The 25,693-nt window shown below is 50.3% G+C and carries 29 protein-coding genes and 1 tRNA gene; 25 read left to right on the plus strand and 5 right to left on the minus strand.

Annotated features, from left to right (window positions below):
• Positions 1 to 242 precede the first annotated feature (242 nt).
• From ACWAU0_RS09375 to ACWAU0_RS09410, 8 genes are all read left to right on the plus strand, one after another.
• Positions 243 to 1,172 (plus strand): hypothetical protein, encoded by a 930-nt coding sequence (locus tag ACWAU0_RS09375; RefSeq protein ID WP_458138996.1) that lies wholly within the window; start codon positions 243 to 245, stop codon positions 1,170 to 1,172.
• A gap of 67 nt (positions 1,173 to 1,239) precedes the next feature.
• Positions 1,240 to 2,184, plus strand: coding sequence for a prolyl aminopeptidase (gene pip, locus ACWAU0_RS09380; RefSeq protein ID WP_458139214.1), 945 nt, complete (start codon positions 1,240 to 1,242; stop codon positions 2,182 to 2,184).
• 11 nt (positions 2,185 to 2,195) lie between these two features.
• The gene (locus tag ACWAU0_RS09385; protein WP_101053228.1) at positions 2,196 to 2,777 is read left to right on the plus strand and encodes a UbiX family flavin prenyltransferase; all 582 of its coding nucleotides are present in this window, start codon (positions 2,196 to 2,198) and stop codon (positions 2,775 to 2,777) included.
• A 220-nt stretch (positions 2,778 to 2,997) separates the two neighbouring features.
• Entirely contained in the window at positions 2,998 to 3,645 is a 648-nt protein-coding gene (hxlA, locus tag ACWAU0_RS09390; RefSeq protein ID WP_033159367.1) for a 3-hexulose-6-phosphate synthase, read from the plus strand.
• 148 nt (positions 3,646 to 3,793) lie between these two features.
• Positions 3,794 to 5,809, plus strand: a complete 2,016-nt coding sequence (gene tkt / locus ACWAU0_RS09395; RefSeq protein ID WP_033157851.1) for a transketolase — start codon at positions 3,794 to 3,796, stop codon at positions 5,807 to 5,809.
• Between the two features lie 77 nt (positions 5,810 to 5,886).
• The gene (locus tag ACWAU0_RS09400) at positions 5,887 to 6,171 is read left to right on the plus strand and encodes a hypothetical protein (RefSeq protein WP_101054514.1); all 285 of its coding nucleotides are present in this window, start codon (positions 5,887 to 5,889) and stop codon (positions 6,169 to 6,171) included.
• 79 nt (positions 6,172 to 6,250) lie between these two features.
• On the plus strand, positions 6,251 to 7,648 hold the full coding sequence (locus ACWAU0_RS09405; protein WP_101054511.1) for a hypothetical protein: 1,398 nt from the start codon (positions 6,251 to 6,253) through the stop codon (positions 7,646 to 7,648).
• Positions 7,649 to 7,810: 162 nt separating this feature from the next.
• Positions 7,811 to 8,164, plus strand: a complete 354-nt coding sequence (locus tag ACWAU0_RS09410) for a DUF2782 domain-containing protein (RefSeq protein WP_033157684.1) — start codon at positions 7,811 to 7,813, stop codon at positions 8,162 to 8,164.
• Between the two features lie 38 nt (positions 8,165 to 8,202).
• On the opposite strand, the gene ACWAU0_RS09415 is transcribed toward ACWAU0_RS09410, so the two are convergent.
• Entirely contained in the window at positions 8,203 to 8,613 is a 411-nt protein-coding gene (locus tag ACWAU0_RS09415) for a hypothetical protein (protein ID WP_205451506.1), read from the minus strand.
• Positions 8,614 to 8,776: 163 nt separating this feature from the next.
• On the opposite strand from ACWAU0_RS09415, the gene ACWAU0_RS09420 reads away from it, so the two are divergent.
• On the plus strand, positions 8,777 to 9,076 hold the full coding sequence (locus ACWAU0_RS09420; protein WP_308441618.1) for a hypothetical protein: 300 nt from the start codon (positions 8,777 to 8,779) through the stop codon (positions 9,074 to 9,076).
• A complete protein-coding gene (locus tag ACWAU0_RS09425; RefSeq protein WP_458138997.1) occupies positions 9,077 to 9,808 on the plus strand; it encodes a pteridine reductase in 732 nt (243 codons plus the stop codon).
• 13 nt (positions 9,809 to 9,821) lie between these two features.
• Here the strand turns inward: ACWAU0_RS09425 and folK are convergent, their stop codons facing one another.
• A complete protein-coding gene (folK, locus tag ACWAU0_RS09430; protein ID WP_033157688.1) occupies positions 9,822 to 10,304 on the minus strand; it encodes a 2-amino-4-hydroxy-6-hydroxymethyldihydropteridine diphosphokinase in 483 nt (160 codons plus the stop codon).
• A 2-nt stretch (positions 10,305 to 10,306) separates the two neighbouring features.
• Positions 10,307 to 10,660, minus strand: coding sequence for a dihydroneopterin aldolase (folB, locus tag ACWAU0_RS09435; RefSeq protein ID WP_033157689.1), 354 nt, complete (start codon positions 10,658 to 10,660; stop codon positions 10,307 to 10,309).
• A gap of 92 nt (positions 10,661 to 10,752) precedes the next feature.
• On the opposite strand from folB, the gene plsY reads away from it, so the two are divergent.
• Complete coding sequence (gene plsY / locus ACWAU0_RS09440; protein ID WP_458138998.1) at positions 10,753 to 11,322, plus strand: glycerol-3-phosphate 1-O-acyltransferase PlsY; 570 nt, start codon at positions 10,753 to 10,755, stop codon at positions 11,320 to 11,322.
• On the opposite strand, the gene tsaD is transcribed toward plsY, so the two are convergent.
• Positions 11,323 to 12,333, minus strand: coding sequence for a tRNA (adenosine(37)-N6)-threonylcarbamoyltransferase complex transferase subunit TsaD (gene tsaD, locus ACWAU0_RS09445; protein ID WP_458138999.1), 1,011 nt, complete (start codon positions 12,331 to 12,333; stop codon positions 11,323 to 11,325).
• A gap of 104 nt (positions 12,334 to 12,437) precedes the next feature.
• On the opposite strand from tsaD, the gene rpsU reads away from it, so the two are divergent.
• The 11 genes from rpsU to ACWAU0_RS09500 all read left to right on the plus strand — a co-directional run bounded on the left by rpsU (position 12,438) and on the right by ACWAU0_RS09500 (position 22,876).
• A complete protein-coding gene (gene rpsU / locus ACWAU0_RS09450) occupies positions 12,438 to 12,671 on the plus strand; it encodes a 30S ribosomal protein S21 (protein ID WP_020483611.1) in 234 nt (77 codons plus the stop codon).
• Positions 12,672 to 12,679: 8 nt separating this feature from the next.
• Positions 12,680 to 13,129, plus strand: coding sequence for a GatB/YqeY domain-containing protein (locus tag ACWAU0_RS09455; RefSeq protein ID WP_033157692.1), 450 nt, complete (start codon positions 12,680 to 12,682; stop codon positions 13,127 to 13,129).
• Between the two features lie 15 nt (positions 13,130 to 13,144).
• Positions 13,145 to 14,884: a DNA primase gene (gene dnaG, locus ACWAU0_RS09460; RefSeq protein WP_458139000.1), complete on the plus strand. Its 1,740-nt coding sequence runs from the start codon at positions 13,145 to 13,147 to the stop codon at positions 14,882 to 14,884.
• Positions 14,885 to 14,960: 76 nt separating this feature from the next.
• A complete protein-coding gene (rpoD, locus tag ACWAU0_RS09465) occupies positions 14,961 to 16,772 on the plus strand; it encodes an RNA polymerase sigma factor RpoD (RefSeq protein ID WP_171697379.1) in 1,812 nt (603 codons plus the stop codon).
• A 33-nt stretch (positions 16,773 to 16,805) separates the two neighbouring features.
• Positions 16,806 to 16,882 (plus strand) — tRNA-Ile (locus ACWAU0_RS09470).
• 68 nt (positions 16,883 to 16,950) lie between these two features.
• Positions 16,951 to 18,111, plus strand: a complete 1,161-nt coding sequence (gene metK, locus ACWAU0_RS09475; RefSeq protein WP_171697380.1) for a methionine adenosyltransferase — start codon at positions 16,951 to 16,953, stop codon at positions 18,109 to 18,111.
• Between the two features lie 19 nt (positions 18,112 to 18,130).
• Entirely contained in the window at positions 18,131 to 19,423 is a 1,293-nt protein-coding gene (ahcY, locus tag ACWAU0_RS09480) for an adenosylhomocysteinase (protein WP_171697381.1), read from the plus strand.
• A gap of 54 nt (positions 19,424 to 19,477) precedes the next feature.
• Complete coding sequence (locus tag ACWAU0_RS09485) at positions 19,478 to 20,848, plus strand: adenosylmethionine--8-amino-7-oxononanoate transaminase (RefSeq protein ID WP_458139001.1); 1,371 nt, start codon at positions 19,478 to 19,480, stop codon at positions 20,846 to 20,848.
• Positions 20,848 to 21,576: a 16S rRNA (uracil(1498)-N(3))-methyltransferase gene (locus tag ACWAU0_RS09490; protein WP_458139002.1), complete on the plus strand. Its 729-nt coding sequence runs from the start codon at positions 20,848 to 20,850 to the stop codon at positions 21,574 to 21,576. Before ACWAU0_RS09485 ends, ACWAU0_RS09490 begins: the two co-directional genes overlap by 1 nt.
• Positions 21,573 to 22,469 (plus strand): CPBP family intramembrane glutamic endopeptidase, encoded by an 897-nt coding sequence (locus tag ACWAU0_RS09495; protein ID WP_458139003.1) that lies wholly within the window; start codon positions 21,573 to 21,575, stop codon positions 22,467 to 22,469. The genes ACWAU0_RS09490 and ACWAU0_RS09495 overlap by 4 nt, the downstream gene beginning before the upstream one ends.
• A gap of 101 nt (positions 22,470 to 22,570) precedes the next feature.
• Entirely contained in the window at positions 22,571 to 22,876 is a 306-nt protein-coding gene (locus tag ACWAU0_RS09500; protein WP_033157699.1) for a hypothetical protein, read from the plus strand.
• Between the two features lie 108 nt (positions 22,877 to 22,984).
• On the opposite strand, the gene ACWAU0_RS09505 is transcribed toward ACWAU0_RS09500, so the two are convergent.
• Positions 22,985 to 23,203 (minus strand): TraR/DksA C4-type zinc finger protein, encoded by a 219-nt coding sequence (locus ACWAU0_RS09505; protein WP_458139004.1) that lies wholly within the window; start codon positions 23,201 to 23,203, stop codon positions 22,985 to 22,987.
• A gap of 309 nt (positions 23,204 to 23,512) precedes the next feature.
• Here ACWAU0_RS09505 and atpD point away from each other — a divergent pair, with 309 nt between their 5' ends.
• The 3 genes from atpD to ACWAU0_RS09520 are packed head-to-tail and all read left to right on the plus strand — an operon-like array spanning position 23,513 to position 25,568.
• On the plus strand, positions 23,513 to 24,883 hold the full coding sequence (gene atpD, locus ACWAU0_RS09510) for a F0F1 ATP synthase subunit beta (RefSeq protein ID WP_458139005.1): 1,371 nt from the start codon (positions 23,513 to 23,515) through the stop codon (positions 24,881 to 24,883).
• Positions 24,880 to 25,296, plus strand: a complete 417-nt coding sequence (locus ACWAU0_RS09515; protein ID WP_458139006.1) for a F0F1 ATP synthase subunit delta/epsilon — start codon at positions 24,880 to 24,882, stop codon at positions 25,294 to 25,296. The genes atpD and ACWAU0_RS09515 overlap by 4 nt, the downstream gene beginning before the upstream one ends.
• Entirely contained in the window at positions 25,293 to 25,568 is a 276-nt protein-coding gene (locus ACWAU0_RS09520) for an AtpZ/AtpI family protein (protein WP_458139007.1), read from the plus strand. Before ACWAU0_RS09515 ends, ACWAU0_RS09520 begins: the two co-directional genes overlap by 4 nt.
• The last annotated feature ends 125 nt before the right edge of the window (positions 25,569 to 25,693 follow it).

The raw sequence follows: 25,693 nt of genomic DNA on the forward strand, positions 1-25,693 counted from the left end.
CTTATTTTGATAGGGTTTGCCGATTGTCCATGGGTGTGTGAAAAAGCAAATGGCTGTTGTTAATTTTTGACAAATATGGATTATAGTTTACAAAGTATTTGTATCTTATTGATATAAAACAAATTTTTTGAGTAAAAAAAATAGACTTAAAACTTGTAAGGCTAGTGTTTTGCTGCTATTATTGCCCACGTGAAGAAATCCTGTGTTGCTTTAAAGCTATTCAGTCTTAACAATAATTACCCTTGGGGGGAACAACAATGAGTTTTACTAAAAGCAAATTAGCGCTGGGTGTTGCCGCAGCGTCTTTAACAATGGCTGGAGCATTCATTGCCCCACAAGTCCAAGCAGCGGGTTCAAGTGCTGAGCGCGTCGCTGACGCTGCTGCCAGAAAAACCGAAGCTCTGGAAGCACAAATGCAACAAATGGCCGAGCAAATGCAAGCCATGCAAGCGGAATTGAGTCGCGTTAAATCTTCATCCGCCAGCTCCACTGCCGCTAACGCGAAAGTGCAAGAGTTGGATCAATGGATGGCGTCTGTTAAATCAACTCCTGCGCAAGCGTCTGCAAAAGATAACTTGGTAGCGGTTCGTGGCGGTTGGGCTTCTCTGGATCAAGATCGTGGCGGTGCCTTAAATGAAAAAGGTTCGTTGTTGTCCAATAACTCAAATAACGACGGCTTTTACTTTGGTGGTGCGTTCGACTTCAATGTCAATAACGACTTGTTCGGCTTGATGGATGATACGTCTTTCGCTATCGAGTTGGGTATTGAATATGCTCAATACGGCACAGGCACAAACACAATCACAAATGGTACTGCTGTTGTGCCAGTAGCGGTTGGTGGAACCGGTGCTGTGGCAATTAATGCTGGGTCACCGACATCAACCGATGCCCGCCTGAGAATCAACGCCTCACCAAAAATCAAATTCATGCATGACAGCAAACTGCGTCCATGGATTATCCCTGTTGGTTTGGATATCAACATCCTGGGTGTTCCATCCAACGCGGTTTCCGTGTTGAACGCCGGCATGAACTTCGGCGCCGGTGCAGAATATGACCTCTACAGAGGCATTGTTCTGGGTACTGACGTGCGTTACCACTATGCAACCAGCAGCCTCGACGGCACACCAACCGACGGTTTCAATGCTGGCGGTTACGTGGGTTTCAAATTCTAAGTTGACCCTTAGTTAGCACGCAAAAGGGAAGGTGTCACAGCCTTCCCTTTTTTTATGGATGAAAACAATGAAAACCCTCTATCCGGATATTGCGCCGTTCCATACCTTTTTTCTGGAAACTGATAGCGAGCATCGCGTCTATGTCGAGCAATCCGGCAATCCGGCCGGTATTCCGGCGATTTTTTTGCATGGCGGGCCGTGTTCCGGCACCAAGCCGGATCATCGGCGGTTTTTCGATCCCGAGCGCTACCACATTATCCTGATGGACCAGCGTGGCTGCGGATTATCCGAGCCGTTTGGTGAATTGCAAGGCAATACCACTCAGGATTTGCTGGCCGATATGGAGCGCATCCGCCAACAGTTACGCATCGAAAAGTGGTTGTTATTCGGCGGTTCCTGGGGCGGCACCTTGGCTTTGCTTTATGCGCAGCAGTATCCGCAACAGGTATTAGCAATGATTTTGCGCGGAGTGTTTTTAGCGAGGCAGGCCGATATGGAGTGGTTTCTGGGTAACGGCGTCAATAAAATCTACCCCGAACGCTGGCAGATCTTGCTGGATGCTTTGCCCAATTTGCCGGATGCGAATGTCCTGGAGCGATTGGTGGAGGCGATTTTTGGTGCCGATCAGGATGTAGCTAAACGTGCTGCTCAACAATGGCAGGCCTGGAGCGGACAAGTGGCTCTGGGAAATGACTATTTGGAGAGTATGGAGTCGGTTAGCGAGCAAATGCTACGGCAAGTAAAAATGGAATTGTCTTATGCCATCCATGATTATTTCATCCGCGAAAATCAAATCCTGGAAAACTGTGCGGCGTTTCAGTCGATACCAACTATCATCATTCACGGCAGAAACGATTTGACCTGTCCTATAGAAGCCGGTTGGCGCCTGCATCAAGCGTTGCCGCAATCTCGTTACCTAGTGCTGCCAAATGCCGGCCACATTGCGCGGGGCGACGAAATGATCGATGCGTTAGTATCCGCGACCGATGAGATGGCCAGGCTTTTAGCGTAGACAAGGGCATTATGAGCAATAAAAAACGACTGGTCATCGGCATGACCGGCGCAACCGGGGCTATTTACGGCGTCAGGATGCTGCAAATATTGCGAGAGCAAGACGAATGGGAAACGCATCTGGTGGTATCGTCCGCCGGTTTGGTTAACCTGAAATACGAACTAGATATGGATCGGGCTGCTTTGTATGAACTGGCGGATGTTACGCATGGCATAAACGATATTGCTTCCTGTATTGCCAGCGGCTCTTTCAAGACCGAAGGCGTGGTGATTGCGCCGTGTTCGATGAAGACGCTGGCGGCGGTAGCGCATGGGTTTGGCGATAACTTGATTTCCAGAGCGGCGGACGTGGCGTTGAAAGAGCGCCGCAAAACGGTGCTGGTGCCCCGCGAGACCCCGTTAAATTTGGCGCATATCCGCAATATGGCCAGCGTTACGGAAATGGGCGGGGTTATCTATCCGCCGATGCCGGCTTTTTACAACAAGACCGATTCCGTGCGGGCAATGGTTGATGAGGGGGTGGGGCGAATTCTGGATATGTTTGGGGTGGACGCGACAGGGCTATTCAAGCCTTGGACGGGTCTGGGCGGTTAAGTTTTTATCGGTCTCGACTAAATACAGGGTTTTTGCCGGGTAAATAGTCGGTCTTCAATTGACAGGGTGCCTTATTCTGATTTAGAGTTGCCGCACTCGCGAAAAATGCCCATCGACAAAGGCTTGCGGCGCTCTCGACTTAAAGACCTGAAAATGGTGTTTGGTTGGGGGGTGGGTCTTAAAACAATAACTGTAACTATAACAATCGGAGCACATAAATATGGCAAGACCATTAATTCAAATGGCGTTGGATTCACTGGATTTCAACCAAACTGTCGAATTGGCTGATAAAGTAGCGCCTTATGTCGATATTTTTGAAATCGGCACTCCTTGCATTAAATACAACGGTATCAACCTGGTTAAAGAACTGAGACAACGTTACCCAGACAAATTGTTGTTGGTTGACCTGAAAACCATGGACGCAGGCGAGTACGAAGCAGGCGCTTTCTACGCTGCAGGCGCAGACATCTGCACCGTGTTGGGCGTATCCGGTTTGGCTACTATCGCTGGCGTTATCAAAGCAGCAAAAAAACACGCTGCCGAAACCCAAATCGACTTGATCAACGTGGCTGACAAAGCCGAGTGCGCGAGAGAGTCTGTTAAATTGGGCGCGCAAATCGTCGGTATTCACACCGGTTTGGATGCACAAGCGGCAGGCCAAACCCCATTTGGCGACTTGAACGACATCGCTCGTTTGGGCTTGGGCGTACGTATTTCTGTTGCTGGCGGTATCAAACAAGCGACTGTTCAACAAGTCGTTGAAGCTGGCGCTAACATCATCGTGGTTGGTGCTGCTATCTATGGCGCACCATGCCCAGCAACAGCTGCTCGCGAAATCCGCGAACTGGTTGACGCTGCTGCTGCATAAACCAGCTTTGTCAATTCCTATTTGTTAGGAAATATAAGGACGGGTGGTTAGCGCCACTCGTCCTTTCGTTCGTTATAACCCCCAGTTTTTACCGGGCACGGCCGATCACGAGCCGGCTCGCACTACCAGATTCAAAGGAGAATTAAACATGCCTTCGCGCCGAGACTTAGCGAACGCCATCCGCGCACTTAGCATGGACGCCGTACAGAAAGCCAACTCCGGTCACCCCGGAGCCCCGATGGGGATGGCCGACATCGCAGAAGTATTGTGGAATGATTTTCTGCAACACAACCCCAGCAACCCCAAATGGCCCAACCGCGACCGCTTCATCCTGTCCAACGGTCACGGCTCCATGCTGATTTATTCCTTGCTGCACTTGGCTGGCTACAACCTGCCGATCGAAGAACTGAAACAGTTCCGCCAACTGCACTCGCAAACCCCAGGACACCCTGAATACGGTTACACCGAAGGTGTGGAAACCACCACAGGGCCCTTGGGACAAGGCATCACCAATGCCGTCGGTTTCGCTTTAGCCGAACGCACCCTGGCCGGCCAATTCAACCGTCCCGGTCACGACATCGTCGACCACCACACCTACGTATTCCTGGGTGACGGTTGCTTGATGGAAGGTATCTCCCACGAAGCCTGCTCCCTGGCCGGCTCCATGAAACTGGGTAAACTGATCGCCTTCTACGACGACAACAACATCTCCATCGACGGCGAAGTCCGTGGTCATGGCAACGTTGCCGGCTGGTTCCTCGACGACACTCCGAAACGCTTTGAAGCCTACGGCTGGCATGTCATTCCTAAAGTCGACGGCCACAACCCCGACGCCGTCAAAGCCGCGATTGAAGAAGCCAAAAAAGTCACCGACAAGCCTTCTATCATCTGCTGCCAAACCACCATCGGCTTCGGTTCGCCGAACAAACAAGGCAAAGAAGAATGCCATGGTGCAGCCTTAGGTGAAGCTGAAATTGCCTTGACCCGTGAAAACCTGGGTTGGCCGCATGCGCCGTTCGACATTCCTGCTGACATCAAAGCCGGTTGGGATGCCAACGCCAAAGGCGCCACGCTGGAAAGCGCCTGGAACGCCAAATTTGCCGCTTACAAAGCCGCACATCCTGAACTCGCGGCCGAATTTGAACGTCGCGTGATCAAAAACCAACTGCCTGCCGATTGGGCTGAAAAATCCAAAGCGTTTATCGCTGCGGTGGATGCCAAAGGCGAAACCATCGCCAGCCGCAAAGCCTCACAAAACACCCTCAACGGTTTTGGCCCCTTGTTGCCCGAATTACTGGGCGGCTCTGCCGACTTGGCGGGCTCCAACCTGACCCTGTGGTCCGGCTGTAAAGACGTCAACCAACCGGGCTTCGATGGCAACTACGCCTACTACGGTGTGCGTGAATTTGGTATGTCCGCCATCATGAACGGCATTACCTTGCACGGCGGATTCAAACCTTACGGCGCCACCTTCCTGATGTTCTCGGAATACGCCCGTAACGCCTTGCGTATGGCCGCATTGATGAAAATCCCGACCATCTTCGTTTACACCCACGACTCCATCGGTCTGGGCGAAGACGGCCCGACCCACCAACCGGTCGAACAAACCGCCACCCTGCGCATGATCCCCAACATGCACGTCTGGCGTCCTTGCGACGCCGTCGAGTCGGCCGTGTGCTGGAAAGCCGCCATCGAACGTCAAGACGGACCGAGCACCCTGATCTTCTCTCGTCAAAACCTGCCGCACGTGCCCCGTACTGCCGCACAAATTGACGCGATCAGCAAAGGGGGCTACATCCTGAAAGACAGCGATGGCGCGCCGGACGCGATCATCATTGCCACCGGCTCTGAAGTGGAATTGGCGTTGAAAGCCGCTGACGCATTGAGCGCGAAAGGCAAAAAAATCCGCGTGGTGTCACTACCGTCTACCAACGTCTTCGAAGCGCAAGATCAAGCTTACAAAGACAGCGTATTGCCGCCAAGCGTGACCCAGCGCGTGGTAGTAGAAGCGGGAGTAACCGACAGCTGGTGGAAATACGCCGGCAGCGCGGGTAGAGTCGTAGGATTGGACCGTTTCGGCGAATCGGCCCCGGCAGGTCAGCTCTTCAAAGAGTTCGGCTTTACCGTGGACAATGTCGTCGCTAATGTGGAAGCTGTGCTTTAATAGGCGCTAAGTGAAAGGCCTGTCGGTGACGAGTTTGCCGGCAGGCCCGTCTTTAATCAATAGAGTAAGGTGGAATCATGATAAACACGCAATTGATTAAGAAGTTTTTAACGGGCTTGCTGTTTGCTGCATCGGCTGCTGTCAGTGCCCAGGAATATCCTGCCGCGGATTTTCAACCTAAGGTTCTCTACAGAGATCCTGCTATTGCGGAGGTAGCCAAGGCCAGTTCTCCGGTCGCCGCTACCAGTAATGCTAGTGCGCCTTGCGCCGAAGCAAAGCAGGAGCCGACCTCAGAAGTTGATGCCAAGTACCCGGCAGCCAGTTTTCAGCCTAAAGTATTATTCAGCGCGGCGGGTTCCTAGTATTTTTAGGCTATACCGTGAATTTGATGAACTCGTCGTCTAGACACATAACAATTATTACATTCAGGAGTATTCTCAAATGGCAACAAACAGTTTGATGAATAGCTTATTCGGCTTTTTGTTCGACAATTCGAGCAGTAGTGATAGTCGGTCGGAAGCTTATTCTCGTGTCGACAGCGAAGACGCGCAATTGACCGGTGTAGCCCGTTATCTGCAAAAACTTGAGCCGCCAAAGCCGGAGCTCGACGAAAACGGTCAGCCGTTGACCGGGGTGGCGAAATATCTAGCCTTGCAAGCGCAATTGGAAAAAGCCCGGCAAGCCGTCGAAGAGGCGGCTGTCGTGGATCCGGTTGTCGAGGAAACAGTAGAAGAAGAAATTGAAGAAGTTGCCGAAGTAGTAGAAGAGCTTGTTGAAGAGGTGACCGAAAGCGTGCCGGTTGCGACGGGTGTCGATAAATATCTGACGCAACAAGCGGAAAATCCGGTTACTCGAGTTGCCAAATACCTGATCAAGCAGTCGATTTTGTCTAAAGAAGCGCCGGTGACTGGGGTTTCTAAATACATTACCAAAAATGATCGCGAAGACCATGCGGTGACCAATGTTGCTAAATACGTCATTCGGCAAAATATGCAGAGCGGTTCGACGCCATCGGTTACCGGCGTTGCCAAGTATGTGTTGAAACAAGATGTCTTGGCAAAAGACGCGCCAATCGCAACTGGTGTGAGCAAATACGTCACCAAGCAAGCTTTGTTGGCGAAAGATGCGCCACTAGTAACCGGTGTGGCTAAGTATGTCGCTCAACAGGAGCGCTTATTGAAAGAGCAGGCACCTTTGACCGGCGTTGCTAAATTTTTGGCGGAGCAGGCGGCGGCGGATAGAAAAGCGGCTGCTGCGGCTTTGATTGCCCGATATGTTGCAGCGGAAGCGCTAGCGCAACAGGAAAAAGCGGAGGCTCAGTTGAATCAAGAACAAAATGCTCAGCAAGAATTGGCCGAGGAATTGGCATTTGAGGGTTCCGCTGTAGAGCGTTATCTTGCTAGGCAGGCTGCGTCTGCCCAGCAAGCGCCAAAGCCAACCGGTGTTGCCAAATATTTGGCGAAACAGTTGCAATTGCAAAGCCAGGCAGAGCCTTTAACCGGGGTTGCCCGTTACCTTGCCAAGCAAGCAATATTGACCAGACAACTGCCGCCGCCTACTGGTGTCAGCAAGTATTTAGCCAAGCAAATATTGGCGCAAAAACCGGTTGCTGAATTGAGTTCGGTTAGCCGGTATGTCACTAAACATGAGTTGTTGGATAAAGATTCGAAAGAACTCACTGGTGTAGCCAGATACATGTCTAAACAAGATGCATTAGCAAAGGATGCTCCTGGCGTGTCGGGTGTGGCGCGTTACATGGCAAAGCAAGCCTTGCAGTCCAAGGATGAGGTCGTCGCTAGAACTACTGGGGTAGAGAAATACTTACGTAAACAGGCTTAGTGCCTGCCTGAAGAAGCCGGCACTTCCTTTTGGAAGTGCCGGTTTTTTTATGCCTGCTGGTTTTAGTGTGTCGATGGGAGCCGGCAAACCATGGATTTATACGGCTTTACCGAATCTGTATTATCATGACTACCCACATTCAAATTTTTTGCAGGGATCTTGATGTCTCGTTTATTGGGTTTTAGCTTGATGCTGTTTTTGCCGATCGTTGCTTTTGCCGCAGGCCCTGATGCCAACGAATTGGCGCCAGTTCCGGAACCGCCTGATTTACCGGCTCCGGTGCAGTCAGGGGAAGAGATGGAGCCCGACATTACCATTATTCGTAAAGGCAAAGATACTATTCAGGAGTTTCGCCGCAACGGCAAGCTATACATGGTGAAAATTCAGCCCCAGGTTGGCCCTGCTTACTACATGCTGGATACCAACGGCGACGAGCAGATGGATGTGAAAAAAAATGATTTGGACGAAAACACCAATATCAATAAGTGGACTTTGTTCGAATGGGATTTCAATTGATCTATTTGAATGTATCTTCTCGATACTCCCGCCTTAGATTACTCGGAAACTTTCAGTAACCAGCCGCCGTCAGCATCGCATTTACTGACTTTTGCTTTAGCTTTCACCGAGATCCTCACGACCGTGTTTTTAAGGTCCTCAGGCAGTTTACCTTTTACCAAGTAGAAGGTGTCCTTGTCTTCAACTTGAACCGAGACAGGTTGCTGTTTAATGCTCACGTGAATGTGGCCCGGGCCATTGCTGCCGGAAACCGCGAATGAAAACTCCGAGCCCGGTTTGACTGTGGCTAAATGTTCCGGCGTGTAGCGGCTAATTTTAGCGTTGATGCACCCGCTGCCCTCTACGCCGCTCGCTCCGCCGTGGCCGCCGTGGCTGGGTGTGGATTGCGACCAAGCAGAATTGCCGAAACCGATAGTCAGCAATGCGATGGCAAAAAGACGTGCGTGCATGGGTGTTCCTCATGTTCTTGTTTTAGGATGGCTGCGATTATATGTTTTAAGCCTGCAAGTTTGAAGCACAAGCTATAAAGGGTCTGACGGTATTGATTTGATCTTTCTGCCGGGATTGGTTTACATTGCGTTACGGTTTGGTTTGCATATTAACAACAATACAATGGGGGAGAAGATGTTATTTCTGGCTAAGTTATGCGGTATTTTGACCTTGGTTTGGTTTTATATGGCGGCGAAAAATCATGGCGGCCCGTTAATTAATTGGTCTGTGATCGGTCTGATAGGGTATTGGCTGACTTGGTGGTTATCTAAAATGCTGATTGTGGTGCCATTGGCCGGCATGGTAACCAAGCATTCGGTGACTGAGTTTTTACTTACCCAATTACCCGTATTCGTCGCATTGGCAGCTTGCTATCTGATTAGAAAAAAATTGATCGCCAGTTTGCCGGCCGCTGGGCAATAAATGCCCAAAAATGTGCTGATAACCGGTGCGGCAAGACGCATTGGTGCGGCGTGTGCCCGCTTACTGCACGGTGAGGGTTGTAATGTGATTTTGCATTACAACCGCTCCGATGCAGACGCTTTAGGTTTAGCTGCCGAGTTGAATGCCGTGCGAGCCGAATCGGCACGGGTATTAAGCGGCGATTTATCGGTGTTTAGCAGCATCCAGAAGTTGGCCGAAAATGCAGTAGCTCAGTGGGATGGTGTCGATGTTTTGGTGAATAATGCGTCCTTGTTTCAATCCGTGCCTTTTGGGCAAGTCACGGAACAGGACTGGGATTTGGCCATGGCTAGTAATCTGAAAGCGCCGTTTTTTTTGTCGCAAGCGTTGTGGTCGTCACTAAAAGTTAAACACGGCTGTGTAGTCAATATCGCCGATATTCACGCCGAGACAGGTTTGCCGGGCTTTCCGGTTTACAGCATGGCTAAAGCCGGTTTGGTGGCAATGACGCGGATATTGGCAAGGGAAATGGCGCCGGAAGTCCGCGTTAACGCGGTGGCTCCGGGCGCTATTTTATGGCCGGAGCAAGATGTAGATGAAGCGGAGCGGGTGGAAATCTTAAAAAAAGTGGCCTTGCAGCGTCGCGGCGAAGCAGGCGATATTGCCAAAGCAGTAAGGTTTTTGGTTGGCAGCGCCGATTATATTACCGGCCAAGTGCTGACGGTAGATGGTGGACGGACACTGTTTCGCTGAAGTTTACAGAGCGTTATTTCTCGAGTTTGGTTTGGCGTAAATCGTGTTTGTCGAAATCGTGCCACAGATCTTTGTAACAACGCTTGCTTATCGGGTGTGTAGCGTTTGGTGCAATTTCCGCCAAAGGTTCCAGCACGAAGGCATAGTGTTCTATTTCATCGCGCGGAATTTGCAGTCTGCCGTCACTGATGATTTGGTCGCCGTATAAAATCAAGTCCAAATCCAGAGTTCGGGCAGAGAATTTTTGACTTTCCCTGCTACGGCCGTGGTCCAGTTCAATTTGCTTCAGCAATTTGGCGACTTCTTTCGCGGATAACGCCGACTCGAATTGCACGACGAGGTTATGAAAGCTGTCGCCGACAAAGCCTACCGGCTCGCTTTCGAAGATACTGGAAATGGTCAGCTCTCCGAACAATTCGCGTAGCGTGAGCAGGCTGGCTGGAATGTGAATTTCCTTATCTATATTGCTGCCGATGCTGATATATCCGGTAGGCATGACTATCTTTCGCCGCGTTCGATGATGATGCCGACGTCGCGAGCACGGCTAATCGCGCCTTTCTTGTTTAGGGTGATTTTTACCCAGGGAATCGCAAATTCGCTGCGTAAAATGCCGGCAATTTCTTCTATCAGCTTTTCCACTAAATAAAATTCGCTGTGCTCGACAAAGCTGACAACGCGATCCGAAACGGCTTTATAGTCCAGTGTGTGGGCAATATCGTCGCTGGCGGCGGCTTTTTGGATGTCAAAGCCCATTTCAATGTCCAGGATGATTTTTTGTTTAATCTTCCTTTCCCATTCGTAAATACCTATCACAGTATCGATTTCAAGCCCGCCTAAAAAGATGATGTCCATCGTTGCTTTCCGGTTATTATATTTCTTGAAGAGGCGGCAGTATCGAGTAAATAGCGCCGCTGTACAAGTATTGACGAGAGGTTGATTAAATTATGGATTGGTTGTTGGTGCCTTTGGCTTACTTAACTGGCTCGGTGTCTAGTGCGATTATCGTCTGTAAGATGATGGGCTTGGCGGATCCTCGGGAAAACGGTTCCGGTAATCCGGGGGCAACCAATGTTATGCGTATCGGCGGTAAAAAGGCTGCGGCGATTACTTTGCTCGGTGACGCTTTGAAAGGGCTATTACCGGTGTTGTTGGCGAAGGCGTTGGCGGTCGATACTCTGGTTCTTTCCTTGGTCGTGTTTGCCGCTTTTTTGGGGCACCTTTATCCGATTTTTTTTGAATTTAAAGGTGGCAAAGGTGTGGCAACATCGCTGGGCGTGACACTCGGTGTCGCTTGGTTGTTGGGTTTGGTGGTTGCTGCCACCTGGTTTGTTGTTTACAAAATAGGCAAAATTTCGTCGTTGGCTGCTTTGGTGGCGGCAACATTAACTCCTCTGTATGTTTGGCTGATTGTTGGCGATGTCAAATTGATTATTACCTTTACCGTTATTTCTCTGATTTTGCTGTGGCGGCATAAAAGCAATATTCAGCGCTTATTGGCTGGGCAAGAGTCTTGATCAAAGGCTGATTAGCTGCTCCATCGGCCAGCGCGGACGGGCGAAAATTTCCAGGTTTTGGGTTTGCCCCGCCATTAAGCGCTGACATCCTGCATAGGCAATCATCGCGCCGTTGTCAGTGCAAAATTCCGGGCGAGGAAAGCGTATTTCGGCCCCTTCTTTGGCGGCCATCTGTTGTAATTGTCTCCGAATTTCGTGGTTGGCGCTCACGCCACCGGCTACGATTAATGTTTTCAACTGCGTCTGTTGTAACGCCCGTTTGCATTTGATGCTTAATGTTTCCGCGACGGCCTGTTGAAATGCGAAAGCGATATCGGCTTTGTCCTGCTCGGTTTGCTCGGTGGCATGCAATGCGTTCATTGTGAAGGTTTTCAGGCCGCTAAAGCTAAATTCCAATCCTGGTCTGTCGGTCATCGGTCTGGGGAATTTGAAGCGATTTTGACCATTGCGCGCTAACTCAGCCAATTTCGGGCCGCCGGGATAGTCCAGGCCTAATAGCTTTGCGGTTTTGTCGAAGGCTTCGCCCGCGGCATCGTCCAGTGATTCGCCAAGTAAATGGTATTCGCCAATCGCGCGGACTTCGATAAGCAGGGTATGGCCGCCTGAAATGAGTAATGCGACGAACGGGTGGGCGGGCGGATTATCCTCCAGCATCGGTGCTAATAAATGGCCTTCCATATGATGCACGGCAATAGCAGGTATTTGCCAGGTCCAGGCTAAGCTTTGAGCTGTGGCGGCGCCGACTAGTAGCGATCCCATTAAGCCGGGGCCGGCGGTATAGGCAATGCCGTCGATGTCGTTGGCGGTTAATTTGGCTTCTTTTAATAGCGTTTTGATCAGCGGAACCAATTTGCGGATATGGTCTCTTGAGGCTAGCTCAGGAACGACGCCGCCATACTCGGCGTGCGTGGCAATTTGGCTGTATAGGGTGTGCGCAATTAAGCCCTTACTGGGCTGGTAGACGGCGACAGCCGTTTCGTCGCAAGAGCTTTCTATGCCTAAAACATACATTAGTTTTTGAATTAAAGAATTTTATGAGTATAATCGGCCGTTTTCGGCGGGCTTGCTATCGCCGATAGCGTCAAAAGATACTAACATAAATCGGATTATTGATAATGCCATCAGTTAAAGTTAAAGAGAACGAACATTTTGACATCGCGATTCGTCGCTTCAAACGTGCGTGCGAAAAAGCCGGTGTATTGGCTGAAGTACGCCGCCGCGAGTTTTATGAGAAGCCAACCACCGAGCGTAAACGCAAAGGTGCTGCGGCAGTTAAGCGTCATTTGAAAAAGTTGGCTCGTGAAAGGTATGCGCTGAAAAATCTGCGTCGTGGTCGTCCACAAATTTAAGGCAGACCATGGATGCGTTAAAAAAGCGTATCACGGACGATATGAAAGCCGCGATGAAAGGCGGCGAAAAAGGCAGGCTGGGTGTAATCCGCATGATTTTGGCTGCTATCAAGCAGGTTGAAGTCGACGAGCGTATCGAGCTAAGTGATGAGCGAATCATCCTTGTGCTCGATAAAATGCTGAAGCAGCGGCGCGAGTCCATCAAGCAGTTCCGAGACGCTAGTCGCAACGATTTGGCCGAAATCGAGGAAGCTGAAGTGCTGGTTATTCAAGATTTTCTACCACAACCGCTCAGTGATGCTGAAATCGATGGCATGGTCGCCGACGCTATCGCTAAAGTGGGCGCCACATCGGTAAAAGACATGGGTGGTGTGATGGCTTTGCTTAAGCCGCAAATGCAAGGTAGAGCTGACATGGCGAATGTCAGTGCGAGAATCAAGGCCTGTTTTATCGCTTAATATCTTGTCGGTAAGATGTCCGGCAGGATACCTCGTCAGTTCATAGATGATCTTTTGGTGCGGGTCGATATTGTCGATCTAATCGATTCGCGCGTCCCTCTTAAAAAGTCCGGCAGCAATTTTACGGCGCGCTGCCCGTTCCATACCGAAAAAACTCCCAGCTTTTCAGTCAATCGCGGTCGGCAGATATATCATTGCTTCGGTTGCGGAGCCAGTGGTAATGCAATCGGCTTTTTGATGGAATTTAACCATCTGGGTTTTGTTGAGGCGGTCGAGGATTTGGCAGCCTTTGCCGGCGTGGATGTGCCTAGGGAGTTGATCGATGGCGAATCTGGGCGGCCGGATAAAAAAACTGTGTCGCACATTTACGAGCTGTTGGCGGGAGTTGCTGGGTTTTACGCCGAGCAATTGCGCGGAAATGCCGAGGGTCGGATCGCTGTAGATTATTTGAAAGCCCGGGGGGTCAGTGGTGAGGTGGCGCGGGATTTTTCTCTGGGGTATGCGCCAAATAAGTGGGACGCCCTGTTGGGGCGTTTCGATCAAGCGGATTTGATCGAGGCTGGTATGCTGGTAGTCAGGGATGACGGCAAGGTTTACGACCGCTTTCGTGGGAGATTGATGTTTCCGATTCGAGACAAGCGGAAACGAGTAATAGGGTTTGGCGGCCGAGTATTGGATGATTCTTTGCCAAAATACCTGAATTCGCCGGAGACTGCGGTTTTTTCTAAAAGTAAGGAGCTTTATGGGCTTTGTGAACTTTTAGAAAAGAATAGTAAGCCTGGTCGGATACTGGTGGTAGAGGGTTATATGGACGTGATTGCCCTGGCTCAGTTTGGTATTTCCAATGCGGTCGCTGCGCTGGGTACTGCAACTTCCAAAGCGCAAATCGATTTATTGTTCCGATTCACCTCTGAATTGGTGTTCTGTTTCGATGGTGACAATGCCGGCAGGCAGGCGGCCTGGAAGGCTGCCGATGCTGCTTTGCCTTGTTTGCGTGATGGCAGGCAAATCAAAATAATGCTATTGCCACAGGGTCAAGATCCGGATTCTCTGTTGCGTTCTGAAAATTCATCCGCATTTATGGAACGAATTGCTAATGCGCAGGTCTTGTCTGATTACTTTTTCGAGAATATTGTCGGGCAATTGGAATTGACAACCGTTGAGGGGCGGTCTCAGTTGCTAGCGACAGCAACGCCTTTGCTGGAAAAGGTTCCTGCCGGGTTTTTTAGGGAAATGATGTTTGCCCGTTTGCAAGAGTTGTCGGGTTCCCGAATTGCCGTGGATGTTGTCGAAAATCAGACTAGACTTAAGTCTAAATTTTATGCTGGCAAAAAGGGCATCTCTTCGCCAAGAATCAGTTTGGCTCGCAAGGTATTAGGGTTGTTGCTTCAACACCCGCATTTTGTAAGCTTGATTGAGCGTGAGGGAGTTATTCTCGATGATTTGAGTTTTGCCGGAGTGGAGTTATTAAGAGAGGTGTTGCAACGGATTGCCCTTGAAAAGCCGGAAAATAGCGCCATCTTGTTGGAGTCTTTCCGAGGAACATCCCAGGAAAAAGCTGTAAAAGCTTTAGCTAGTTTAGATCTCGATGTACCGGTGGGCGGGGAAGAGTCCGAGTTTTGCGGTGCGTTGCGACAGCTTTGTAAACAGGCCAAGGAAGCTATGCTAACCCGATTGATCGAAAAGGAGGGTCGAGAAGGCTTAATGATTGAAGAAAAAGAGATACTGCGGAAGCTTTTAAGGGATAAGGCCTAGGTGACCGCATTAATTTTTGCCGTTATAATTTCCTGTTCTGCGGCGCTTGGTGCTGAAAACGTATTGTGAGTAAAGAATGAATCAAGAACAACAGCAATCCCAACTGAAACAACTGATAGCAAAAGGCAAGGCGCAGGGTTATTTGACTTATGCGGAAGTCAACGACCATTTGCCTAGCGATATTATCGATCCCGAGCAAATCGACGATATTATCGGCATGATCAATGATATGGGGATTCAGGTTTATGAGGTGGCGCCGGATGACGATGACTCGCTGATAACCTCAGATGCCGTCGTTACTGCAGATGACGACGAGGAAGTGGCTGAAGTCGCAGCCTTGGCGTCTGTCGATAGCGAGTTCGGCCGAACCACCGATCCCGTGCGCTTATATATGCGTGAAATGGGTTCGGTTGAGTTATTGACTCGCGAGGAAGAATTAAAAATTGCGAAACGGATTGAGGAAGGGCAACGCCAAGTAGTGGGGGCCATTGCCCGATCCGGGTTTATTGTCGAGACTTTTATCGAAGCATTTGATTCCGTTCAGGTTGAAGACTCCGGCGTACGACTCAACGATTTGGTGTTGGGTTTTGTCGATCTCACTGAGGTTGAGGATATTGACGTCAGCGGTATCGAGATTGAAGAGCCTGCTGAGGATGCTGAAGAAGAGAGCAAAACCGTTGATTACGAAGAGGTTAAGCAAAAAGTCGAGTTGCTCAGAAAAGCTTTAAAAGCCGCGACGACCTCGGTTAAAAAACATGGTTACGGCCATGATAAAACCGAAAAACTGTTTGATGCGATAGACGAAATATTTTGCGAGTTTAAATGGACGCCGCAGTATTTGAAAAAAATGGTGTCCATTTCTGAAGAGTTGATTTCAGCTATTCGCGAAGAAGAGCGTTTCATACTGGATGTTTGCGTCAAGAAAGCAAAAATGCCGCGTAAGGACTTTATCAATGCGTTTGCCGAGAATGAGGCTAACCTTGAGTGGTTGGATCAATTTATCGCTGCAAGGCCTAATTTTTCTGAGGTTTTCAGTAGTCACCGTGAGAATATTAGGGCGGCACAGCAGCGATTGGCCGATATCGAGTCTCGCTACGGCTTGAGCATTGCTGTTCTGAAAAGTATTTGTCGTAGCATCTCCTTAGGGGAAGCTAAAGCCAGGCGCGCTAAAAAGGAAATGATCGAAGCTAATTTGCGCTTGGTTATTTCTATTGCCAAAAAATACACCAATCGCGGTTTGCAGTTTCTGGATTTGATTCAGGAAGGCAATATTGGTCTGATGAAGGCTGTCGATAAATTTGAATATCGACGCGGTTACAAATTTTCTACCTACGCAACATGGTGGATCCGTCAGGCGATTACCCGTTCCATCGCTGATCAGGCCAGAACTATTCGTATTCCGGTGCACATGATCGAAACCATTAACAAGCTGAATCGCGTCTCCAGACAGATTTTGCAGGAGCTGGGTCGCGAGGCTACGCCGGAAGAATTGGCTGAGCGTATGGAAATGCCCGAGGACAAAATTCGCAAAGTGTTGAAGATTGCCAAAGAGCCGATTTCAATGGAAACACCGATTGGTGACGACGAAGATTCGCATTTGGGTGATTTTATTGAAGATTCCAAGATGCTTTCGCCGGTAGAGTCTGCTACAATCGCCGGCCTTCGCGAGTCCACTCAAAATGTATTGGCGGGCTTAACAGCTAGAGAGGCCAAGGTGCTCCGGATGCGTTTCGGTATCAACATGAATACCGACCATACACTGGAAGAGGTTGGCAAACAGTTTGACGTGACCCGTGAGCGGATTCGTCAGATCGAAGCGAAAGCGCTACGGAAACTAAGGCATCCTTCCAGATCAGAGCAGTTAAGATGTTTTCTTGACGGCGAGTAAGGCGTTTTCAGTGTTCTTAGGCTAGATAATTAAGGGCCCTTAGCTCAGTTGGTTAGAGCTTCCGACTCATAATCGGCAGGTCGTAGGTTCAAGTCCTACAGGGCCCACCACAGATAACAGGCCGTTTGCGCGGCCTTTTTTTATATGCGCAAGTTTTAATTTTGGCGAGGGTGTAACCGTGAATAAAAACTACCTTTTTACCTCAGAGTCTGTTTCGGAAGGTCATCCGGACAAAGTTGCGGACCAAATTTCAGATGCTGTCGTTGATGCCTTGCTGGCTCAAGACCCTCGTTCCAGGGTAGCCTGCGAAACACTGGTCAAGACCGGTATGGTGGTTTTGGCCGGCGAAATTACCACCAATGCTTGGGTGGATACCGAAGAGTTGGTCAGAAAAGTAGTTTGCGAGATTGGTTACGACAACGGCGAAATCGGCTTTGACGGTAATAGCTGCGCGGTATTGAATGCCATTGGTAAACAGTCAGCCGACATCGCTATGGGTGTTGATGAATCGGAAAATCACGAACAAGGTGCCGGCGACCAAGGTTTAATGTTTGGATATGCCAGCAACGAAACCGACGTGTTAATGCCGGCCCCTATTACCTACGCGCATCGTTTGGTTGAGAGACAAGCCTTGGTGCGGAAGAATAAAACCCTGACATGGCTGCGTCCGGATGCAAAAAGCCAGGTGACTTTCCGTTACGAAAACAACAAGCCGGTCGCCATTGATGCGGTCGTTCTATCTACCCAGCACTCCCCGGAAATAGGTGGCAAACAACTGGAAGAAGCGGTAATGGATGAAATCATCCTGCCGACCTTGCCGAAAGAGTGGCTGCACAAAGATACTAAGTATTTCATCAATCCTACCGGCCAGTTCATCATCGGCGGTCCCGTGGGTGACTGCGGCTTGACCGGCCGTAAAATCATCGTCGATACCTACGGTGGCATGGCTCGCCATGGTGGCGGCGCGTTTTCCGGTAAAGATCCGTCAAAAGTGGATAGATCCGCGGCCTATATGGGGCGCTATGTGGCAAAAAATATCGTTGCCGCCGGCTTGGCAGAGCGTTGCGAAATTCAGGTCTCCTACGCGATCGGCGTCGCTGAGCCTACTTCCATCAGCATCGAAACCTTCGGTACTGGCAAAATCGAAGAAGAACGCTTGGTGCAAATCGTGCGCGAGCACTTCGATTTGCGGCCGAAAGGCTTGATTGCCCAATTGGATTTATTAAAACCGATTTATCGTCCAACTGCCTCTTACGGCCATTTTGGTCGTAACGAAGCCAGCTTCAGCTGGGAAAAAACCGACAAAGCCGAAGCATTGAAAGATGCTGCGGGCATTTAATCCGGATCAGGAAAACATTATGAGCCAAGCCGATTACAAAGTTGCCGATTTAGCCCTAGCTGAATGGGGTCGTAAAGAAATTAATATCGCCGAAACCGAAATGCCGGGTTTGATGGCTTTGCGCGCCGAATTCGGCTCTCAACAGCCACTGAAGGGCGCGCGTATCGCCGGTTGTTTGCATATGACCATTCAAACTGCGGTATTAATCGAAACACTGACGGCATTGGGTGCGGAAGTCCGCTGGTCCTCCTGCAATATTTTCTCCACTCAGGATCATGCAGCGGCTGCGATAGCCGCTGCCGGAATCCCTGTTTTTGCCTGGAAAGGCGAGACCGAGGCGGAAGCGGAATGGTGTATCGAACAAACCATTCTTGGCCCTGACGGTTGGCGTCCGAATATGATTCTGGACGATGGTGGGGACCTGACCACCATGATGCACAATAACTTCCCCGAATTGATGGCGGATGTGAAAGGCTTGTCCGAAGAAACCACCACTGGTGTGTTGCGTCTGACCGAAATGGTGGCGAAAGGCACTCTGAAAGTACCGGCGTTTAACGTTAACGATTCGGTCACCAAATCCAAATTCGATAACCTTTACGGTTGCCGCGAGTCTTTGGTCGACGGTATCAAACGTGCCACCGACGTAATGGTAGCCGGCAAAATTGCCGTGGTCTGCGGTTATGGCGATGTGGGTAAAGGTTGTGCGCAATCTCTACGTGGATTGGGTGCAACTGTTCTGATTACAGAAATTGATCCGATCTGCGCATTGCAGGCAGCAATGGAAGGTTATCGTGTAGTAACAATGGACGAAGCAGCGCCTATTGCCAACATCTTTGTTACGGCTACGGGCAACGTCGGAGTCATTACTCACGATCACATGAAAGCGATGCGTGATCAGGCTATCGTCTGCAATATCGGCCATTTCGATTCGGAAATCGATATTGCGTCCTTACGCCACTACACCTGGGAAAACATCAAGCCGCAGGTCGATCATGTCATTTTCCCTGACGGCAAGCGCATTATCGTGTTGGCAGAAGGTCGTCTGGTGAATTTGGGCTGCGCCACCGGCCATCCTAGCTTCGTTATGTCCAACTCGTTTTGTAACCAAGTATTGGCGCAGATCGAGCTTTGGACCAACGCATCCAGCTATGAAAACAAAGTTTACGTATTGCCGAAGAAACTTGATGAGAAAGTCGCGCGTTCGCATTTGGCGCAAATCGGCGTAAAACTAACCGAATTGACGAAAGAACAGGCGGCGTATATTAATGTACCGGTGGAAGGTCCTTACAAACCGGATCATTATCGTTATTAAGGCTTAGATCAATCTAACCGGAAAGGGGGCGCAAGCCCCTTTTTTATGCAAGCTATGAATAATCAAACTATCGCTCAGCGCGATCTTGCCGTGCTCTGGCACCCGTGTAGTCAGATGAAAGACCACGATGCTCGGGCATCTGCGGCGGATGCGTTGCCGTTGATTCCGATTAAATCGGGCCAAGGCGTCTGGCTGGAAGATTTCGACGGTAACCGCTATCTGGACGCAATAAGTTCCTGGTGGGTAAATCTATTCGGTCACGCCAATCCCATTATCAATCAAGCGCTACGAGAGCAGCTTGAAACGCTTGAGCATGTCATCCTCGGTGGGTTTACCCATGAGGCGGCGTTAACACTGGCGGAAAAGCTGGTGGAAATCACACCGCCGGGTTTGGATAAATGTTTTTACGCGGATAACGGTTCATCGGCGGTCGAAATCGCGTTAAAGATGAGCTTTCATTATTGGCGTAATCTCGGGCAAACTCAGAAAACCAAATTCATCACACTGGAAAACAGCTATCACGGCGAAACCCTGGGGGCTTTGGCGGTTGGCAACGTGGCTTTATACAAGGACACCTACGCGCCGTTGTTGATGGATGTGATCACGGTAGCTGGACCCGATTGCTACTATCGCGAAGATGGCGAAAGTTGGGAAGCCTATTCCACCCGCCGTTTCGCGGCCATGGAGCAAGCCTTGGCGCGACACGCTGATGAGGTTTGTGCGGTAATTATCGAGCCTTTGGTGCAATGTGCCGGCTGTATGCGCATGTATCATCCGGTGTACCTAAAATTGCTACGTGAAGCCTGCGATAAATACCAGGTACATCTAATTGCCGACGAAATTGCAGTGGGCTTTGGCCGTACCGGCACCTTGTTTGCTTGTGAGCAAGCGGCAATCAGCCCGGATTTTATCTGTCTATCCAAAGGCCTGACCGGCGGTTATTTACCCTTGTCTGCGGTCTTGACCAGTAATCAGGTCTATCAAGCTTTTTACGATGATTATCAAAATCTTACTGCCTTTTTACACTCGCATAGCTACACCGGCAACGCATTGGGCTGCCGGGCGGCTTTGGCGACGCTGGGGATATTTGAGCAGCAAAATGTGATCGCTAATAATCGGTATTTGGCGGAGTTAATGACTAAAGCCGTAGAGCGATTTAAGGAGCATCCCAACGTCGCCGAAGTACGGCAAACCGGCATGATCGTAGCAATCGAATTGGTCAAAAATAAGCATACGCGCGAGGCCTATCCTTGGCAGCAACGGCGCGGATTGGCCGTTTATCGCTATGCTTTGAGTCGGGGAGTGTTGCTGCGGCCCTTGGGGAATGTGATTTATTTCATGCCGCCTTATGTGATCAATGAGCAGGAGATACAACTGATGGCAGACGTGGCCTGGCAAGGTATCCAATTGGCGGTGCAGGACTAATGCGAGTGTCGCGTTTATATGTTGCTGAGCCGCTCAATGCGGGTGGGCGCATCGAATTAGATGACGATGCTGCGCATTACGTGCGCAGTGTGCTGCGCTTAAAGGAGGATCAGAACATCGTGCTGTTTAACGGCCACGGCGGAGAATATCTGGGGCGTTTTTCTGAGGTCAGTCGTAAGATCGTGCGGGTAGAAATCGAGCAATTTGTTGAGCGCAATGTCGAATCATCGTTGGCGATCAATCTGGGTTTGGGTATTTCTCGCGGCGACCGGATGGACTGGGCGGTACAAAAAGCCGTCGAACTGGGTGTCACCTGCTTAACGCCGTTGGCAACCGAGCGTTGCGTGATCAAATTCAACGACGATAAAAAACAGCAACGCTTGCAGCATTGGCAGCATATTGTCCAGCACGCGGCCGAACAATCCGGAAGAACTTATTGTCCGCCAATTGGCGAGATAACGAATTTAGCTGATTGGGTTGCCAGCCAGCAAGGCTTAAGAGTCTTTCTCGATCCCTATGCCGAGCAATCCCTGGCGGACCTAAAGCCGGAAAATCCCTGTGTTACCTTGCTCTCCGGACCGGAAGGCGGATTTAGCGAGCAAGAACGACAAGCTGCCAAGGCGGCGGGATTCGTTCCGGTGCGAATGGGTGCCCGGATCTTGCGTACCGAGACTGCGGTGTTATCGGCATTGACCGCTGTGCAAACCTTATGGGGAGATTTTCGTTGATCCGCTGGATTGTCTATGCGTTGCTGCCGTTGCTTATATTGGTCATTGCCGCCACGATTGCGAGCCTGCTGGGTTTCGGTTTGCTGTGGCTTGCCGGCGATATTTTGCCGTTGGCAAAAGTTATCAGCAAAATTACCTTGGTGCTGTTGCTGCTGAGTATTTTTCCGTTAAAGAACTATCTGCAATTCAGTTGGGCGGATTTGGGATTTGCGCCCAAAGCGATATTTTTCAAACAAATGCGCCAAGGTCTGGCCTTGGGCTTATTGACCTTGCTGCCGGTGCTGTTGACGCTGTATTGGCTGGATGTTCATATCTGGGACGATACCCGGCATTGGACGGTGGGCAAAATAGCTGAAAAAATCGGATTGGGTTTGTTTTTTGCGATGCTGATTGCGGTCGGCGAAGAAATGCTATTTCGCGGCCTGCTGCTGGGGGCTTTAGGCCGGAAAATGTCAATGATGGCAGCCGTGACAATTAGCTCAATCTATTATGCGGCGCTACATTTTTTAAAAAGTAAGTCGCAACTGGCTTACGCCGATTTAACGCCGGGCAGTGGTTTAAAATTAATGGCGGAAGCCTTTGCCAACTGGTTGAATCCCCAGATAATTAGCGCCTTGCTGGCTTTATTTGTGGTTGGCTTATTTTTAGCAATCCTCAGAAGTCGGGTGCCGCAAAGCCTGGGTCTATGTATCGGTTGTCACGCCGCGTGGGTCTGGCAGATTAAAGTGAGCAGAGATTTGTTCAATGTCAATTTGCAAGCGGATTCGCTGTTTCTGGTCAACACCTATTACGACGGCGTGGTGGGCCCTTTGGTCAGTAGCTGGTTGGTATTCGCGCTAATTGTTTATGGGGTATGGACCCTGTGGTCAGCTAAACCCTCACGCGGCGATTAGACCAAAACGCCATACCAACTTGAAAAAATGATTGCCAGATACCATGGTGTTTTGCAATATTTCTCTCCATCATTTCCAGTGCATCAAAAGAGGACATATTTATGCGCAGAGTTAGACCGAATACTTCCGTTCTTCTGTTAACTTTACTGGTCGCCGGTTGTGCTAGCGAGCCAGCCGCCCCGACCAAGCAGGCGGACAAAATTCTGTCCGGTGAACAAATGTTGCGGGATAGTCAGGGCATTGCGCAGTTGGGTAGCCGTTGGCAGGAAGGTAAGCAAATGGTCGAACGCGGACAAGTGATGCAACGTGAGGGTCAGATAAAGATTGACGAAGGCCGCAATCTGGTTGAGGAAGGCCAAAAAATCATGCGTGAAAGTGAAGAGGGTTATAAAAACATAAAACAGTAGGCAACCCGTATACCGTTACAGGATGCTTTTTATAAAGTTTAGCGATGATAGGGGGTTTAAGTCCGGTGGCTACCAGCGTTTAAGGGTTTTGCTACCGGATTGAAGCGGTTAGGCCGCGTTGCTGTCTTGAGTCTTTGGGGTTTGCGGCACTAAGGTTAAGACGGTTTTGGATATTTTAACGCCTGAGTGATGGATATCCCGATATTCCAGCTGCATGTTGTAGCAAAAAGCGCATAGCGAAGCATTTGGCAGAAATTGCAATTCGTCTGGCGGAATTTCATCCCCGCACCTTGAGCAAAAGCTTAACTGCGTTGCCTTTGGTTTCATGTTTCCCCCTCTTTCCCGTAAAAATCGCTACTGAGGATAAACGGAATATTTCTTGCCTTCTGTTGGAACGCCGGCATTTTTCAACACTCCGTTGTTAGGGCAATGTGATAAAGTCCAAAGTTCCTGAACTAACCCCGTGTACCAGCGCTAATCGGTGCTTGCGACATAGTGCAAATATGCGAAATATCTAATGCGATTATCCAAGCACTGACGATTCCGTAGCAAGCTTTTTTCGCTATGGGGCGCAAGAATTTTAAAAATATGCTAATCCAAGTGCTTTAGGGGGATTATGCGTCGGAGCAAGTTGCTATGACAGGCGAGATGAAGCAGGTGGGCCGGATTGAGGCCGCGCAGGGGCCGGTGGTCGATGTGCGTTGCGAATATCTGCCGCCAATCGGTCAGGCGCTTGATGTTGTGAACGGTGGCGGTCGCTATGTGCTGGTCGTGTTTCAGCATCTGGAGCCTACGCTGATTCGGGCGATTGCTTTGCATTCGGTTTCGGGCTTATTTCGCGGCATGCCGGTGTTTGATCGTGGCGACGCTTTAAATGTGCCGGTCGATCCCGGTTGTTTGGGGCGCATGCTCAATGTGTTCGGCGACCCGCTTGATGGCGGCCAGCCTTTACCTAACATTAATTTCCGCAATATTCTCTCCTCTCCGCCCTTACTGTCCGATACGCTGCCGGCTTCGCAAATCTTGGAAACCGGCATCAAGGTCATCGACCTGCTTTGCCCGTTCGTGCGTGGCGGTAAAACCGGCTTGTTCGGCGGTGCCGGCGTCGGCAAAACCGTGCTGATGATGGAGTTCATGCACGCGGTGAGTGTGGCGATGCAAGGTGTATCGGTTTACGCCGGCGTTGGCGAACGCATGCGCGAAGGCCACGAACTCTGGCATGAAATGGCCGATGCCGGCGTATTACCCAAAGCACTGCTGGTCTACGGGCAAATGGACGAGTCACCCGGTGTGCGCTTTCATGTCGGTTACACCGCTTTGGCGTATGCCGAGTATTTGCGCGACACGCTGGATACCGAAGTGTTGTTTCTGATGGACAATATTTTTCGCTTCGTGCAGGCCGGCAGTGAAATTTCCGGTTTGCTGGGGCGGATGCCGGCCACGGTCGGCTATCAACCCACTTTGCTGACCGAAGTTGCATCGCTGGAAGAACGTATCGTCTCCACCAAATCGGGCTCCATTACCTCGGTGCAGGCTGTGTATGTGCCGGCCGACGACATGTCTGATCCGGCAGTGGCTACCATCCTTGGGCATCTGGATAGCGTGGTCATCTTGTCGCGGCAACAGGCCGCCAAAGGCATTTATCCGGCCATAGATCCTTTGCGATCCAGCAGCCGGATCATGGATCACCATATCCTGGGCGACCGGCACTATCAGGTGGCTCGTGCCGTGCGCGAGCATTTGTCGCGCTATCGGGAATTGGAAGATATTATCGCCATGCTCGGTATCGAAGAGCTCTCGCAAGAGGATCGCCGAATCGTCGAACGGGCGCGCCGCTTGCAACGCTATCTGACCCAACCGTTTACCACCGTAGCCGATCACACCGGCATGCCGGGCGTGCGCGTGCCGCTGGCGCAAACCATCACCGACTGCGAAGCATTTATGGGCGGCCAATATGACCAGCTCAGCGAAGCCGATTGCTATATGAAAGGGGCAATGTCGGCATGAACGGGTTTGCGTTAACTTTGCTGGATAGTCGTGGCGCCGAGCATTTCGATACCGTTACCCAGTTTATCGGTGCCGATGCCGACGGCAGTTTCGGGATTTTGGCGGGGCATATTCACTGCGTGGCTTTGTTGAGATACGGGCTGGCCCGTTTCTGCGATCAAGCCGATGTCTGGCATTATTTGGCCTTGCCCAGCGGTGTGCTGCGCTTTGCCGACAATCAACTGACCGTGACGACGGTACGCTATTTTCTCGGCAAAGACCGCGACAGCATCTGCGAACGACTCGCCGCAGAAATGGCCCTGGCCGATTCAGAAGTACATACCGCGCGGGCGACGTTGTCGGAAATTGAACATTCTTTGGTGCGGCGCCTAGCCGAATTGAGTAGTCGCGGATCAGCGGGAATAGTGCCATGAGTTTTCGCAACAAATTAATCGAACACACTCGTCGCGATCTGCGTCGCTTGGAAGATAAAACCCGACGCCCGGCGACTTGGGTTGGCATGCTGTTTTATGGCGGCACCCTGGGTTTACTGTTTGTAGCGCCTATCGTCGCAGGTGCGTATTTGGGGCGGTGGTTGGATACATTGGCTACCGGTTATTCGGTGCGCTGGACTGTCAGTTTGATCGTGTTGGGTATTGTGCTTGGCGCTTATAACGTTTTTCGATTTTTGCAGGAAAAAAGCTGATTTTTTTCGGATTTATTCTTCACGAAAATTCGAAATGAGCGCTATTATTTATTGAAAATACACGAGGAATATCTTACGGCTCTTCGGCGTAGCAAACTTTACATCGATCAACGTTGCACTCAATA

The sequence above is a fragment of the Methylomonas sp. Uni0009 genome, from assembly GCF_054188105.3.